General features: G+C 48.5%; 13 protein-coding genes. 6 read left to right on the top strand and 7 right to left on the bottom strand.

What is annotated here, in order from left to right:
- Window positions 1–347 precede the first annotated feature (347 nt).
- Both atpD and atpC read left to right on the top strand, forming a co-directional pair.
- Window positions 348–1,862, top strand: a complete 1,515-nt coding sequence (gene atpD / locus G499_RS0112205; RefSeq protein ID WP_027000179.1) for a F0F1 ATP synthase subunit beta — start codon at window positions 348–350, stop codon at window positions 1,860–1,862.
- 62 nt (window positions 1,863–1,924) lie between these two features.
- Window positions 1,925–2,173 (top strand): ATP synthase F1 subunit epsilon, encoded by a 249-nt coding sequence (atpC, locus tag G499_RS0112200; protein WP_027000178.1) that lies wholly within the window; start codon window positions 1,925–1,927, stop codon window positions 2,171–2,173.
- Between the two features lie 40 nt (window positions 2,174–2,213).
- Here the strand turns inward: atpC and G499_RS0112195 are convergent, their stop codons facing one another.
- The 6 genes from G499_RS0112195 to G499_RS19835 all read right to left on the bottom strand — a co-directional run bounded on the left by G499_RS0112195 (window position 2,214) and on the right by G499_RS19835 (window position 7,992).
- Window positions 2,214–3,410, bottom strand: a complete 1,197-nt coding sequence (locus tag G499_RS0112195; RefSeq protein ID WP_027000177.1) for a glycosyltransferase — start codon at window positions 3,408–3,410, stop codon at window positions 2,214–2,216.
- Window positions 3,411–4,109 carry a class I SAM-dependent methyltransferase gene (locus G499_RS19845; RefSeq protein WP_051296213.1) on the bottom strand — a complete coding sequence of 233 codons (699 nt, stop codon included), beginning with the start codon at window positions 4,107–4,109 and terminating at the stop codon, window positions 3,411–3,413.
- Complete coding sequence (locus G499_RS19840) at window positions 4,106–5,035, bottom strand: hypothetical protein (RefSeq protein WP_035727344.1); 930 nt, start codon at window positions 5,033–5,035, stop codon at window positions 4,106–4,108. The genes G499_RS19845 and G499_RS19840 overlap by 4 nt, the downstream gene beginning before the upstream one ends.
- Window positions 5,036–5,508: 473 nt before the next feature.
- Window positions 5,509–6,183: a DUF5672 family protein gene (locus tag G499_RS0112180; protein ID WP_051296212.1), complete on the bottom strand. Its 675-nt coding sequence runs from the start codon at window positions 6,181–6,183 to the stop codon at window positions 5,509–5,511.
- A 104-nt stretch (window positions 6,184–6,287) separates the two neighbouring features.
- Window positions 6,288–7,094, bottom strand: coding sequence for an FkbM family methyltransferase (locus tag G499_RS0112175; protein WP_027000175.1), 807 nt, complete (start codon window positions 7,092–7,094; stop codon window positions 6,288–6,290).
- On the bottom strand, window positions 7,063–7,992 hold the full coding sequence (locus G499_RS19835) for a hypothetical protein (protein WP_051296211.1): 930 nt from the start codon (window positions 7,990–7,992) through the stop codon (window positions 7,063–7,065). Before G499_RS19835 ends, G499_RS0112175 begins: the two co-directional genes overlap by 32 nt.
- Before the next feature lie 122 nt (window positions 7,993–8,114).
- Between G499_RS19835 and G499_RS0112165 the strand changes: the two genes are divergently transcribed.
- The 3 genes from G499_RS0112165 to G499_RS0112155 all read left to right on the top strand — a co-directional run bounded on the left by G499_RS0112165 (window position 8,115) and on the right by G499_RS0112155 (window position 10,375).
- A complete protein-coding gene (locus G499_RS0112165) occupies window positions 8,115–8,600 on the top strand; it encodes a hypothetical protein (protein WP_027000174.1) in 486 nt (161 codons plus the stop codon).
- Between the two features lie 9 nt (window positions 8,601–8,609).
- On the top strand, window positions 8,610–10,001 hold the full coding sequence (locus G499_RS0112160) for an exonuclease domain-containing protein (protein ID WP_027000173.1): 1,392 nt from the start codon (window positions 8,610–8,612) through the stop codon (window positions 9,999–10,001).
- A 143-nt stretch (window positions 10,002–10,144) separates the two neighbouring features.
- Window positions 10,145–10,375 carry a hypothetical protein gene (locus G499_RS0112155; protein WP_027000172.1) on the top strand — a complete coding sequence of 77 codons (231 nt, stop codon included), beginning with the start codon at window positions 10,145–10,147 and terminating at the stop codon, window positions 10,373–10,375.
- Window positions 10,376–10,493: 118 nt separating this feature from the next.
- Here G499_RS0112155 and trhO read toward each other — a convergent pair whose 3' ends face one another.
- Window positions 10,494–11,501, bottom strand: coding sequence for an oxygen-dependent tRNA uridine(34) hydroxylase TrhO (gene trhO / locus G499_RS0112150; RefSeq protein ID WP_027000171.1), 1,008 nt, complete (start codon window positions 11,499–11,501; stop codon window positions 10,494–10,496).
- A 180-nt stretch (window positions 11,502–11,681) separates the two neighbouring features.
- On the opposite strand from trhO, the gene leuS reads away from it, so the two are divergent.
- Window positions 11,682–14,468 carry a leucine--tRNA ligase gene (gene leuS / locus G499_RS0112145; RefSeq protein WP_027000170.1) on the top strand — a complete coding sequence of 929 codons (2,787 nt, stop codon included), beginning with the start codon at window positions 11,682–11,684 and terminating at the stop codon, window positions 14,466–14,468.
- Window positions 14,469–14,502: the final 34 nt, after the last annotated feature.

Raw genomic sequence — 14,502 nt, 5'->3', positions numbered from 1 at the left:
ATTATCACTTTTTTGCCACAAAAAGAAAGGCGGAAGCACAAAATCTTTTTTGGCTTACAAGCCGGATGCTACCCAAAAGGGGCAACATAAAGATAGATACTATTGTATTGGGCTAGCCTCTACAAAGTTCGTACAAAAACCTTACCTATGGCTAATAAACGCGTAGACGAAAGAATAAGTTTTCTGTACTTTGTCCAATAGAGCGCTATTAGGGCAGTGTTGCACGAAAAAAAAAGACACAAGGTTTAGAAAATAAGAATAAAACCTCTAAGTTTGTGCCTTCATTCCCCCTAGTGTATATATTCAACGCTGCCTAGCAGATAAATAAGCAACTTATTCAGAACACCATGGCAAACATCGGTAAAGTTACCCAAGTTATCGGGCCGGTTGTGGACGTGAGCTTCGACGCAGAAACAGCCACGCTGCCAAAGATTTATAGTGCCTTAGAAGTTACGAAATCTAACGGTCAGAAAGTCATCCTTGAGTGCCAACAGCACCTTGGCGAAGACCGTGTGCGTACCATTGCAATGGACGGAACCGAAGGTATTCAGCGCGGTACAGACGTATTGGACTTGGGTGCGCCCATCTCTATGCCTATCGGCGAGGAAATCCGCGGTCGCTTGTTCAACGTAGTCGGTGACCCTATCGATGGTATCAGCAAGCCCGACAACAAGGCTTCGCTTCCTATTCACCGCCACGCACCTAAGTTTGAAGACCTTTCTACCTCTACCGAGGTACTCTACACCGGTATCAAAGTAATCGATTTGCTGGAGCCTTATGTAAAAGGTGGTAAAATCGGTCTTTTTGGTGGTGCCGGGGTAGGAAAAACGGTATTGATCCAAGAATTGATCAACAACATTGCTAAGGCTTACTCGGGTATGTCGGTGTTTGCCGGGGTAGGTGAGCGTACCCGTGAAGGGAACGACCTCCTCCGTGAGATGATCGAAGCCGGTATCATCCAATATGGTGATGAATTTAAGCACTCGATGGAGGAAGGCGGTTGGGACTTGAGCAAAGTAGACAAAGAGGCGTTGCTCAAATCACAGGCTACCTTTGTGTTTGGCCAGATGAACGAGCCTCCAGGAGCCCGTGCCCGCGTAGCGCTCTCAGGACTTTCTATCGCAGAGTACTTCCGCGATGGTGATGGCGAAGGCAAAGGACGTGACATCCTCTTCTTTATTGACAACATCTTCCGCTTCACCCAAGCTGGTTCAGAAGTATCGGCTCTTCTTGGTCGTATGCCTTCGGCAGTGGGTTACCAACCCACACTCGCTACCGAAATGGGTGCGATGCAAGAGCGTATTACTTCTACCAAGCGTGGCTCTATCACTTCAGTACAGGCCGTATATGTTCCTGCTGACGACTTGACTGACCCTGCTCCGGCAACAACCTTCTCTCACTTGGATGCCACCACGGTATTGTCGCGTAAACTAGCGGCCTTGGGTATCTACCCTGCCGTAGACCCACTCGATTCTACTTCGCGTATCTTGACTCCGGACATCTTGGGCGACGACCACTACAACACCGCCCAAGCTGTAAAAGAAACCCTACAGCGCTACAACGACTTGCAAGACATCATCGCCATCCTTGGCCTTGACGAGCTCTCTGAAGAAGACCGCAAGACTGTAGACCGCGCCCGCCGTATCCAGCGTTTCTTGTCGCAGCCTTTCCACGTAGCCGAACAGTTTACGGGTATGAAAGGTGCTTTCGTAGACATCAAGGATACCATCAAAGGCTTTAAGATGCTCCTCACCGACGACGAACTGCTCAAATACCCAGAGCCGGCCTTCAACTTGGTAGGTACTATCGAAGAAGCCATCGCAAAAGGCGAGAAAATGATGAAGGACGCCGCTAACCGATAAAAAAAACCGCAATCCCGCCCTCTTGTAACACACAGGGGGCGGTTGCGCTAACATATTTGCGTATGCTCGTAAAAATCATTACTCCAGACCAAAGCGTATTCGAAGGCGAAGCCCTGTCGATAAAACTGCCCGGAAGCAAAGGGAGCTTTGAAGTCCTCAAAGACCACGCGCCCCTCATCAGCTTGCTAGACACTGGTACGCTCAGCTTCAAAACAGCCAATGGCAGCGAAACTCGCTACCAAATCGAAGGTGGTGTGGTCGAAGTTCGTAAAAATGAAGTCATCGTATTGGCCGAATCCGTTATCGGATAATACCAATACAACACACTTCTACAAAACATACCCCAATCAGCTATGGTTGGGGTTTTTTGTTGGGGTGTAGCTCGTGATAAACAGTCAATATTTGGGACAAGCAAGCTTCGTCGGTATATTGCCGAAAAGCTTCTTGCCAAGCTTTGTGTATCATTTGCTGACACAACTCGTGTTCGCGCACGAGTCGCTCCATTGCTTTTGCCAATTGCTCAGACCCTTTTTCATATAGCAGGCCATTGTGCTCGTGCCGGATGATTTCGGCAGTACCTCCAGATTTGAACCCTATAACAGGGCATCGGCATGCCATAGCCTCAACAGTAACACGCCCAAAAGCTTCGTTTCGGGCACACACCAAGCAAGCATCAGCTTCTAACAGATATTGATGGACATTGGCTACTTCCCCTAAAAATGTAACATTTTGAGCGATTTTGAGCTTTTGAGCCAAGGCTTTCAAGGGCTGTGTATCACCGCCGCCTATTACCTGCAATCTGGCTTGGGGATATTTGATCATCATACGAGCCAAGGCTTTCAGGGCTTCTGATTGACCTTTGTGAGGGTGAATCAGCCCTACAATGACAAAAGTATACTGTTTATCGTCAGCAAAGCGCACTTTTTGCTCTCCTAATGCGCCCAATTGTAAAAAAACTTTTTCTGAAAACACACCATTGTACACAATCTTGCTTTTGTACAGATATTGTGTTGTAAGGTGTGCATCTTGTATGGCCTTGCTAATACAGATGATTTTATCGGCTTGGTAGATTTGATTGAAGTATTGGTCTCGCGGTTTGATGGGTGTCAGGTAATACTGTAAGTCTGCAAACTCTCGGATATGCCATATATGCGGTATACCGAGTGCGGCAGCTACCTTTCCCCCGATATTGATGACTGAAGAGTTGGTATGAATCAGTGTCGGCTTTAGGCTGGCTACCTTGGCACATAGCTCAGGCAGTATTTTGAGGTGGTATCTTTTGGTTTTTGCAGCTTGCCTTCGGTAATACAGTTTTTGGAGCCATCTTTTGAGCGCATAACGCGAATACCATTCATATTGCATAGCCCAACGAAATGGGAAGACCATATAAGCCACCCCAACAGCCTCTAGCTGGGTGGTAAACTCCCCTTCTTCGGCTACCACTACTGTACAACGGCAGCCCTGCGCGCTTAAAGCCTGAACCAAGCCCAACAACGATCGGCTTGCGCCATAGAGGGCGCTGCTATGATGAAAAAAAACGATGTGCATCTATACGTAAGGGTTGAAAAACGAACCTTGGGGTATCGCTCCGAAATCGTTGCCTACAATACGGAAAGGCGCACCCAAAAGCTGCGCCCAACTTTGAAGTATCTGCTGCTCTCCTATTCGCCCTGCATCATCAAGATAAATGACACAATTTTCAGACAAGCGGCTTTTCAAATACGGAACTGCCGGGTATCTGGCCAAGGCAATTGATTTATCCCAAGCCGGAGGCCCGTCTACAATCACCATATCAACGGATAAGCCGCTCAAAGCCACATCACATACTGTGGTATCATACCACTGATGATGCTCCAAGCTGATGTTGTTGGCCGTTAGTGGGGCTGGGATTAGGGTTACATAGCTGGATAGGTTTTCTTGCTGTAGCAACCGCTGTACCACGGCCAGCCATTTTTCGTCGTGGTCTATGGTATAGATTCGTGCATCTATTCCATTTCTTTTCAAAAGCCTTGCTATCAGCACTGTAGACGCACCCGAGCCAAACTCTACAATGGTTTTGCGCTCATTGATGACAATGTCATTTAGTACAATGGCCATATTGACCAAGTCTAAGGCCGACGAAGTCAGGGGCAAATATACCCCTTGGGCCAATAAGCCATTCAGTACAACCCCAGCTTGGGTGTTGTTGAGTTTTTTGTCGGTTTGTTGCCGAAATAGGCGAAAAGCCGCTGCGATTCTACTAATCATCGTTTGTGAAGAATTTTTGCCAATACCCTTCTTGCGAGTGTTTCCCGTGAGGGGTTGATACGGTAATTGATAAACTGATAAAAAACCTCATCATCAAAAAACTCGCTGATTGTGATGTATCGAGGGTGTCTGTTGGTGTTTTTCCAAGTATAGACGGGTGTGTTTTCTACGGCTTGGTCAGCAGTCTTGGTATGTGTAGCATCTTCTCCAAAGCCTATATTCTGTACCAAGTTGGCCTTAGGTAAAATACTAAGTCCTGATTGGCTCAAGCGGGTAAAAGTCCAGTAGTAATCCCATGTATCGATTTCTTTATTAAAAGTTTTTTCTAGAACCAGCTGCCTGTGTGCGGCCTGATTAGGGTCTTTGATGAATAGCTGCTCAATCAGTTTTTGACGTTTGGCTTCTTCCCATTCCTCTGGATCTTGTGTATAATGTTGCCAAGCCCTCCGCCAAGTAGCCCAGCCCCAGATAGCCCCAATCCGAGAAAAGAAATAATCTGCTTCTGTGGCTTCATACAATCCAAGTGCGTTGTAGCCGCTGACCATCATCACCCGCTCATCGTCTTGGTAATGGTGGAGCAGGGTTTGGCAGAAGTAGAAGAAGCTAGGGTCGGGCAGGGTATCGTCTTCGAGGATGATGCCTTGGGGGACGTGCTCAAAAAACCAAGTAATGGCTTGACTGACCGCCTGGCCGCAGCCTAGGTTTTGGTCGCGGAAAAGGGTGTATAGCTCGCAGTCCCAGTCGATGTGTGCTAGGAGGTACTCGCGCACGGCTTGGCAACGCTCCGCATCGGTGGGGTGCTGTGGGCGGGGGCCATCGGCGGCAATAAAAAGTTGCTTTGGCCTAGCCTCACGGATGCGCTCAAAAACGCGCTGTGTAGGCTCTGGGCGATTAAACACCAAAAATAAGAGGGGACTTGTCAACATAGCTTTTAAGCAAGCGCTTCGGAGATTATACCCAAATCCATATGATGTAAGGATTCACAGGATTCGTTTTTTTGATTCTCTAGGATTTTCAGCATCTACGTTTCCCCAACTAATTTTGATTGGGTATATCATTACGAAAAATCCACGAACAGCACTACAATGAGGCAATATACGCAAATATCTTCGATTAACGTTTTTGTTGTACCATTTTGAAGAATTTCCGCCCTAAGAGCTTTCTAAAATTCTCTTCATCGACACCAAACGCCGCTTTTTGGCTGCTACTTCGTTAAAAATGCTCGCCGTAGCCCTCCCACGATTAAAATCGTGGGCTAAACAAGCGCCTGCGCTTTTTGCCTAGTATCGGCGCAAAAATCAGCTGTTTTGAGTGCCGCGCTGAAAATTTAGACAAGCTCTAAAAATACAGCGCTGTAACGGCTGCCCATGACTTATCCTTTGGAGCACACACCCTGCACTCAGGACAGGGTTTGGATAAACATTTCCCAAAAAACAGGATCATATTTCTCCCACGCATGTACCCCAAAAGGCAATGCATCTTTGTTCAGTTTGTATGCATCTTGTGGTAGCTCTTCGAAGGCAAACTGTAGCGCTATTTCTTGATGTGGAATTTTGTAAAATGGGAAATAGCAAGGCACATAGATGCTCCAGATAATGTCCTCATTATGCTCTAAGGTGTCGAGATAGATGCCGATATGTCTGAGGCTTTGGCAGACTTTAAAATGTGTTTTGACATTGCGCAGCGAAAATCCGCCATTACCTACAAAAATCTTACGCCCCTGTGAGAAATTGAAGCGTTTTTTGATAAACCGAATAGGCTTGACAGTCGAGTAGGTGGCTTGAAAATAATGTAATTTGTTTTTGGTAATACTCTCGGGGCTCAGCCAAGGCGCACCTATATAATCATACCCTTGTCGACACCAATACAACAACTCGTCTTTGAATACATATGCATCCAACTGATAAATAAGTAGGTACTGGTATTGGGCAAAGGTCTGATAAAAAAACGCTGACAACAGCAATTTGCTGTAGGCTATGGTAGATGTAAAGAAACTGCTGTCAAAAAAAACCGCTTTCAGCCTTGGGGCTACCTCCAAATAGGCGGTGAGGTCTAGCCCTTGGGGCGCAATCATTATGATAGGATGTTGTTGTAAAACGTGTAAACACTGCTTAAAAGATTGTAGCTCGGCAAGACTAGGGACTGCCTTATAAATTGGAATAACAACAACTACTTCATTCATCTGTTTGCTTTGGCAAATATTTCTACTTGAAAATCAAAAGGTGGAATTTCGCCATCCAAAAATGGGTATTTGGGGGCAAATGCTTCTTTAACGATATACCGAAAGCCACAGTTGCTCAATAAGTCCAACATTTGGCCTAGCCTCTGTGGGTGCATCAAGGAGGAATGGTACTCTATAAACAAATGTGCTACCTTGTGGAGTTGGTCAACACAATCTTTAACAACCTCATACTCTGCTCCTTCAATATCGATTTTTAGAAAGTCAATATACTCAAAGTCGGCCAAATAATCTGCCAGCCTGACGGCCTCTACAGTCGTTGCCTGGTCTTTTTGTTGGCTATCCGTCAAGACTTGCCCCGAAAACCCGCCTTCTTGTACAAACAAAATCGGCTCGTTTTTGTGCCAGATGGCGCACTGTTGTAACGTTACTTCTTTGAGCGCAAGGGCTTCTGTATTGTATGCAAGCAGCTGGAATATGTCAGGGTCAGCCTCGAAGGCCCATATTTGCGCATCGGGATACAGCGTTTTAAAATAAATGACACTCAGGCCTATATTTGCCCCACAGTCAATGATGATGGGTTGTGGGCGACTGGCTTTGAAGCGGTAGTTTTCACGCTGATAAATCTCCTCATACCCGGCCAAAAATGATTTTCCGTCTGCAATCCGTATTTCTTGAGCCTTATTCAAGAGGAAAGTGGTGGTGGTTTGGTATCGGGGCAGGTAAGTCAGGCGGTGTATTTCTGCATAGCGTCTGTCAAACGCCAATCGATACTTATGGTTGATTTTTTCTAAAATTTGTTGCATTTCGGAATACTTGGCTAAAGCGGTGTTTGAGGCGGGTACTTAGCGTTGGGTTTGGGGCTATGGCGCGTGTAAAAGTGTGCTTATCAGCGACTTCATCAATCAATACAAGTTGTGGATGTATGATGCTGTCTAGGCGCTTTGTGGGCAAGAAAGCCGTATTGTTGGCTATCTTGGTGTGTGTTGCCTCTTGGTCGAAGCCAATATTGGTAATGAGGTTGTGATTGCTGACAGCACTGAGACCATTATTCCTCCAAATAGAAAAAAACCATTGGTAATCCCAAGTATCGATGGTTTTGAGTTGTTGCAAAATGTGTAACCAATAATTTTTTTCGGCTTTGCTGAGGTGGTAAGTCCCCAAATATCCCTCCCACTGAGGGGTGTCGGGTGTAATCTCAAATGTGTATTTCTGCCAGGCTCTCCGCCAAGTGGCCCAGCCCCAAACGTGGATATACTTGGAGAAATAATAGGCATAAGAGTTGATACGCCGTCCAAACTGGAAGTTGGTACCTGCAATATGCATCACCCGCTCATCGTCTTGGTAATGGTGGAGCAAGGTTTGGCAGAAGTAGAAGAAACTAGGGTCGGGCAGGGTATCATCTTCGAGGATGATGCCTTGGGGGACGTGCTCAAAAAACCAAGTAATGGCTTGGCTGACCGCTTGGCCACAGCCTAGGTTTTGGTCACGGAAGAGCGTGTGTAGCGCGCAGTCCCAGTCGATGTGTGCTAGGAGGTACTCGCGCACAGCTTGGCAGCGCTCCGCATCGGTGGGGTGCTGTGGGCGGGGGCCATCGGCGGCGATGAAGAGTTGCTTTGGCCTAGCCTCACGGATGCGCTCAAAAACACGCTGCGTAGGCTCCAAACGATTGAACACCAAAAATAAAACGGGAGTATTCAGCATAAGCTTGAAACGGCAATAAACTTAGTTAGCCGGCTATAAAAGTACGATTTTCGCCCGTCAAGCGCAAACTTGCAGCTTTGGGCTATTTTGGCGTTATTTGTGATACAAACCCCTCGGTATCTATGCACCACTTTTCCAACATCCGTACCTCTTTGTTTGGGTTGGCGGCCTGCCTTGGGCTTTGGGCCTGCGGGAATACCCAATCAGCGCAAGAACCAAGCGACTTTCTAGGCACAGAAGTAGTCTTGCACGAAGAGATTCCCGAAAACCCCGAAAAAGTAACTGACATTCCAGTCAACCTTCCAGAACTGCCCCAGCCTAGCGCCCCTAATGAGGCACTCTATAAAGGCACTCTCAATGGGCAAACCTTGGTGCAGCTTTTCTTGGTAACCCAAGACGACGACCGGTATAGTGGCGCACTGCTCTTGGGTAAGGAAAAACTCAAGGTCGAAGGGCAGCGCAAAGGCCAAACCTTGACGCTCAGCGTCGCTATTGATGACCAAAAAACAGCGCTAATGACCCTCAACACCAAGGAGGAGAATTGGGAGGGAACCTACCAGCTACCTGATGAAGAAGCCCTGCCCCTACAACTCTCACCCATAAAATAACCCTGTATCTTGTACGCCATCGTCGATATCGAAACCACCGGACGCAGACTCAACGAAGACCGCATTACCGAAATCGCCATCCTGCTACACGATGGAACACAGGTAACGGAACGCTTCCATACACTCATCAATCCGGAACGGGTGGTGCCTGATTTTATCACCCAACTAACCGGTATCTCGACCGCGATGGTGGCCGATGCGCCCAAGTTTTATGAAGTAGCCAAGGACATTGTTACCCTTACCGAAGGGCGGATTCTGGTGGCACACAACGCCTATTTTGACTACTCGTTCTTGCGGCAAGAGTTCAACAGCCTAGGATTCCGGTTTGTACGCAAAACACTCTGTACCCTTCGCCTATCTAGGCAGCTATTCCCCAAGCTTCCTTCTTATTCACTCAAAAATCTCTGCATACACTTCGGCATCCGGCTCGAAGCCCACCACCGCGCCCTCGACGATGCTACGGCCACCGTGAGCCTCTTGCAGCAACTACTTCAAAAAAATACCGAGAAAGTAACACAGCAGGTAGTCGAAAATGAGATTAGTGTCAAAATATGGCCGCCCAAGGTCAGTATGCAGGTATTTGAATGGCTTCCCGAAGAAACCGGGGTGTATTATTTCCTCAATGAAACCGGGCGGATTATCTATGTAGGTAAGAGCAAGAACATCAAAAAGCGGATTGCGTCTCACTTTAGCACCAATTTGCACAGCCCCAAGACCATCGAGTTCAAAAACCAAGTAGCGTCCATCAATTACATCTTGACGGGCAGCGAGTTGGCCGCCCTGCTGTTGGAGTCAGCCGAAATCAAGCGCTGGAAGCCGCTCTTCAACCGCCAACAACGACGCACACGCCACCAATACGGAGTTTTTAGCCGTAATGGGCGCGAGGGCTATCTCAAGTTTTTTGTGGATAAGCTCCAAAATCAACCCAACAAAATCCCCTTGGCGGCTACAGCCAGCCTGCCGTCGGCCAAGGCCATCTTGTACCGCAAGGCACAGGAGCATCAGCTCTGCCTCAAGCTCTGTGGGCTGTACGACAGTGCCGGCGCTTGTTTCGATTACCAAGTCAAAGTCTGCCAAGGCGCTTGTGTGGCAGAAGAAGCACCTCAAACCTATAACACCCGCGCCTTGGCCGCACTCGAAAGTTTCAGTCATTACAAAACACACAGTTTTGTGATTCGCGACAAAGGCCGCGAACCCGAAGAGCAGGTGCTGGCTGTAGTCAGGCAGGGGCGCTATTTGGGCTGGGGCTATGCCCCGCGTAAGCTGTCGCTACACGATTGGGCACAAATAAAACCCTACATCACAGCTGCCGACGACAACCGCGACATTCAGAAAATCATCGGCCAGTGGCTCAAACAACAACGCAGTACTGTACACTGGTGGTCAGAAGATGAGGGGTAGTTTGGGGAAATATGCCTACCATAGGCTACAGCCTATGTTGAAAAGCCAAAGGCTATGCTACAAGCTGTGTCAATAAATCTTGCTGATGTGTTTGCCTGTGAGATTCATTTCAGCCTTCCCGGCAAAAAATCCGAGCCGTCAATTTGATAGAAGGCAAAGGCCAAAGCCACAAAATCAATCACTTCAACGCCTTCAATATTCAACTCAAACCCTCTTCTGACCCTACCCTAGGTAGCCAACTCGATATGATTCAGGCTTTCAATGCTTTTATGCTCAAAAACAAGGGCAGGTCTGACAACTATCTCATCTCAACAACTACCCCTCCTGTTTTGGAACAAAATGAAGGGCTCGCGGAGATGAAAGACGACGACTAAGCACAGTTTGTTCAGGTTTTTGTTGATTTTTATGAGGCAAAGTAGCCTTTCCACAACTTTGGGGCAACTCCTTAGCGCTAGGTTTGCAAACACTAGCGCTAAAGATTTTTGCCACAATTTATTCTGACAGTGTTGGTGTCTGTCCTAGCCTGCGTGCCATTTCGAGGCTATTTTGATAAAACCCGCTTTTGGGGTCATAGCCGTTTAGATGCTTAGCATAATACCCAGTTCCGTCGTAGGGGCGTTTGTCGGGGTGGTCGCGGCAGGGCTCCGAACAAGCTCCGTCGAGCGCTTCGCCACAGGTCTCGCAAATAGTGGTATGGAGGTTACAATGTGGATTAGCGCAGTTGACCATCCGTTCTGTGGCTGTACCACAAACGTGGCATTTGGAGCGTATCGTCGGATTCACACGATTGACCTCTACGGCCACGCGATTGTCAAACACATAACATTTGCCCTCAAAATCTTCTCCTCCTTCCTCGATGGCATATTTGATGATGCCTCCGTGTAATTGGTACACTTCCTCAAAACCTTGCTCCAGCAAAAAAGCACTGGCTTTCTCACACTTGATACCACCCGTACAGTACGTAATGATTTTTTTATCCTTGTAGGGGGCGAGTACTTCGGGTGCTTTTTGGGGCATATCACGGAAGTGCTCTATGTCGAAAGTAATGGCATTTTTGAACTTGCCCACACTGTGTTCATAATTGGAGCGCATATCTACCAACACAACATCGGGGTCATCTTTGAGCTTTTTAAACTCTGCCGGTGAAAGGTGTTTGCCTGTACGCTCATTGGGGTTGAGGTGTGTCAGGCCGGAGTGTACAATTTCAGGCTTGTAGCGCACGTGTAGCTTTTGGAAAGCGTGTTGGGCGTGTGTCTCTACTTTGAAATCAATTGAAGCAAAGCGAGGGTCAGCCTTTACGGCAGCCATATACGCCTCACAATCAGCGGCTAATCCAGAAATAGTTCCATTTAGCCCTTCTTCCGAAATAATAATGCGGCCTAGCAAATTCAGCTCTAGGCAAAGGAGGTGGTGTTGGTCTCTAAAAACCTGTGGGTCTTCAATAGGGGTATAGCAATAATACAACAATACCCTGTAAGGATGCGTGGCAATGGTGCTCATAACGCTCTTTGTTTCAGCAAAGTGTTAGTAAAAATGAAAAATGTTTGCAAAGGTAGCCAAAAAGCCCCTGAAGCACAAATGGCACATCGGCCTATCTCCTTCAAGGCTATCAAAAGTCAGTTTTATTGCTTAATTTTGCTCCCAAATTTTTATGTCAATCCCATTCGGACACAAAAACCTATGGAATACCAACCCCAATCCATTGAGCAGAAATGGCAGCAGTACTGGCAAGCGCAACAGATTTATCATACGCCCAATCACTCAGATAAACCCAAATACTACGTCCTCGATATGTTTCCTTATCCTTCGGGAGCAGGACTGCACGTAGGGCATCCGCTAGGTTATATCGCTTCTGATATTGTAGCGCGTTATAAGCGTATGCAGGGCTTCAACGTCTTGCACCCGATGGGCTTTGACTCTTTCGGCCTCCCTGCCGAGCAATATGCCATCGATACCGGCCAACATCCTGCCATCACCACTGCCCAGAACATTGCTACCTTCAAGCAACAACTGGGCAAAATTGGTTTTTCTTACGACTGGAGCCGCGAGGTACAGACCTCCGCTCCCCAATATTACCGCTGGACACAGTGGATTTTTCAGCAGATTTTTGACAGTTGGTATGACCTCAACGCCCAAAAAGCTCGCCCCATCAGCGAGTTGGTGCAGATTTTTGAAGTCGAAGGCAACCACGGGGTGAAAGCCGCTTGTGATGAGGATACTCCACTCTTCAGCGCCTCCGACTGGAAGGGCTACGATGCTCAAAAACAGTATACGCTCCTGCTGCATTACCGCCTGACCTACTTGGCCGAGTCTGTCGTAAACTGGTGTCCGGCCTTGGGTACCGTATTGGCCAACGATGAGGTGAAAGACGGCTTTTCGGAGCGCGGCGGCCACCCCGTAGAGCGCAAAAAGATGAAACAATGGTCGATGCGCATCACGGCCTACGCCGAGCGCCTGCTCAACGACCTTGAACGCCTCGATTGGTCCGAAGCCCTCAAAGAAATGCAGCGCAACTGGATTGGCAAATCTTATGGTTGTGAGGTGCAATTTGAAGTACCCGCCCTTGGACACGCCCTGACGGCCTTCACTACCCGTATCGATACCATCTATGGGGTAAGTTATTTGGTCTTGGCTCCTGAACACGAGGTGATTGACCAACTCGCCACGCCGGAGCGCCGCGCCGAGGTAGAAGCCTATGTACAAATGGCCAAAAACCGTAGTGAGCGTGAGCGGCAAACAGAGGTCAAAACCGTTTCGGGTGCTTTTACGGGAGCTTATGCCATCAACCCTTTCAATGGCCAACAAATCCCGATTTGGGTGGCCGATTATGTCCTAGCCGGTTATGGTACGGGCGTAGTGATGGGGGTGCCTGCTTCTGACGAGCGCGACTTCCGCTTTGCTACCCACTTTGGCCTTCCTATAGTGCCCATCATCGACAAAACCCCGGTGGATGAGTCAGGCAAGGTGCTGGAAGTATACAGCGAAAAAAGCGGACGAATGATCAACTCCGACTTCCTCAACGGCCTCGAAGTACCCGAAGCTATCCAACGTGCCATCGCCTTTGTAGAAGAAAAAAATATCGGCAAGGCCAAGGTCAACTACCGCCTGCGTGACGCAGTTTTCAGCCGCCAACGCTACTGGGGCGAGCCGGTGCCGGTCTATTTCAAAGAAGGTTTGCCTTACCTCATCCCCCAAGACCAACTGCCCCTTACCCTGCCCGACATCGAGGCTTACAAGCCCACCGAAGACGGCGAGCCTCCTTTGGCACGTGCCGAAGGCTGGAAATACCAAGGCCAATACCCTTATGAGCTGACTACCATGCCCGGATGGGCCGGCTCGTCGTGGTACTTCTTGCGCTATATGGATAGCCAAAACGACCAAACGTTTGCCGAGCGCAGCGCCACCGACTACTGGAACAGTGTAGACCTTTACATAGGCGGCACCGAGCACGCCGTAGGCCATTTGCTCTACTCCCGCTTCTGGGCCAAATTCTTGTTTGACCGGGGGTACATCGGCTTCGAAGAGCCATTCCAAAAGCTCCTCAACCAAGGCATGATTCAGGGCGTTTCGGCCTTGGTACACAAACTCAAAGACGAAAACACCTTTGTCAGCTTCCCACTACAGACAGATGCAGAGACAATTCCGGTGCGGGTAGACATCAGCTTAGTCGATGCACATGACAAGCTCGACACAGCGGCTTTCAAACAATGGCGACCTGAATACCAAAACGCCAAGTTTATCCCCGATGCCAACGGGCAACTGGGCTGCGAGCGTGTGGTCGAGAAGATGTCGAAGTCGAAGTACAATGTCGTCAACCCGGACGAAGTAATCGCCAAGTACGGGGCGGATACCCTGCGCCTGTATGAGATGTTTTTGGGGCCTATAGAGCTTTCCAAACCTTGGAATACCCAAGGCATCGATGGTGTGTCAAAGTTTTTGCGCAAACTCTGGCGCTTGTTTTACAATGAGCAAGACGAATGGCAGCTCAGCGATGCCGCTCCCAGCGCCGAGGAGTGGAAAGTGTTGCACAAAACCATCAAGAAAGTCAGCGAAGACATCGAGCGCCTTTCGTTCAACACGCCTGTCAGCGCCTTTATGATTGCGGTCAATGAGCTAAATACGCTCAAATGCCACAAGCAGGCTATTCTCGAACCCTTCTTACAACTCCTTGCGCCTTATGCGCCACATATCACCGAGGAGCTTTGGGCCAAAATGGGACACATACAAAGCATCCACATTGCCCCCTTCCCTATCTGGGACGAGCAGTACTTGGCCGAAGACAGCTTCGAGTACCCCGTGTCTATCAACGGAAAAATGCGCACCAAGCTCAGCCTGCCGCTTGACCTCAGCCCCGCCGAGATAGAGCAGCGTGCCCTCGCCGACGAGACCGTGCGCCGCTGGATGGCCGATAAAGCCCCCAAAAAGGTGATTGTAGTACCTAAGAAAATCATCAACGTAGTGGTATAACAAGCCACAACAAGTGCTAAAAAGCGCTGAGGAA

Source organism: Eisenibacter elegans DSM 3317, from assembly GCF_000430505.1.
Lineage (GTDB): Bacteria > Bacteroidota > Bacteroidia > Cytophagales > Microscillaceae > Eisenibacter > Eisenibacter elegans.
Note: the sequence above shows the minus strand (reverse complement) of the source record. Positions and strands in the feature narration are given on the sequence as shown.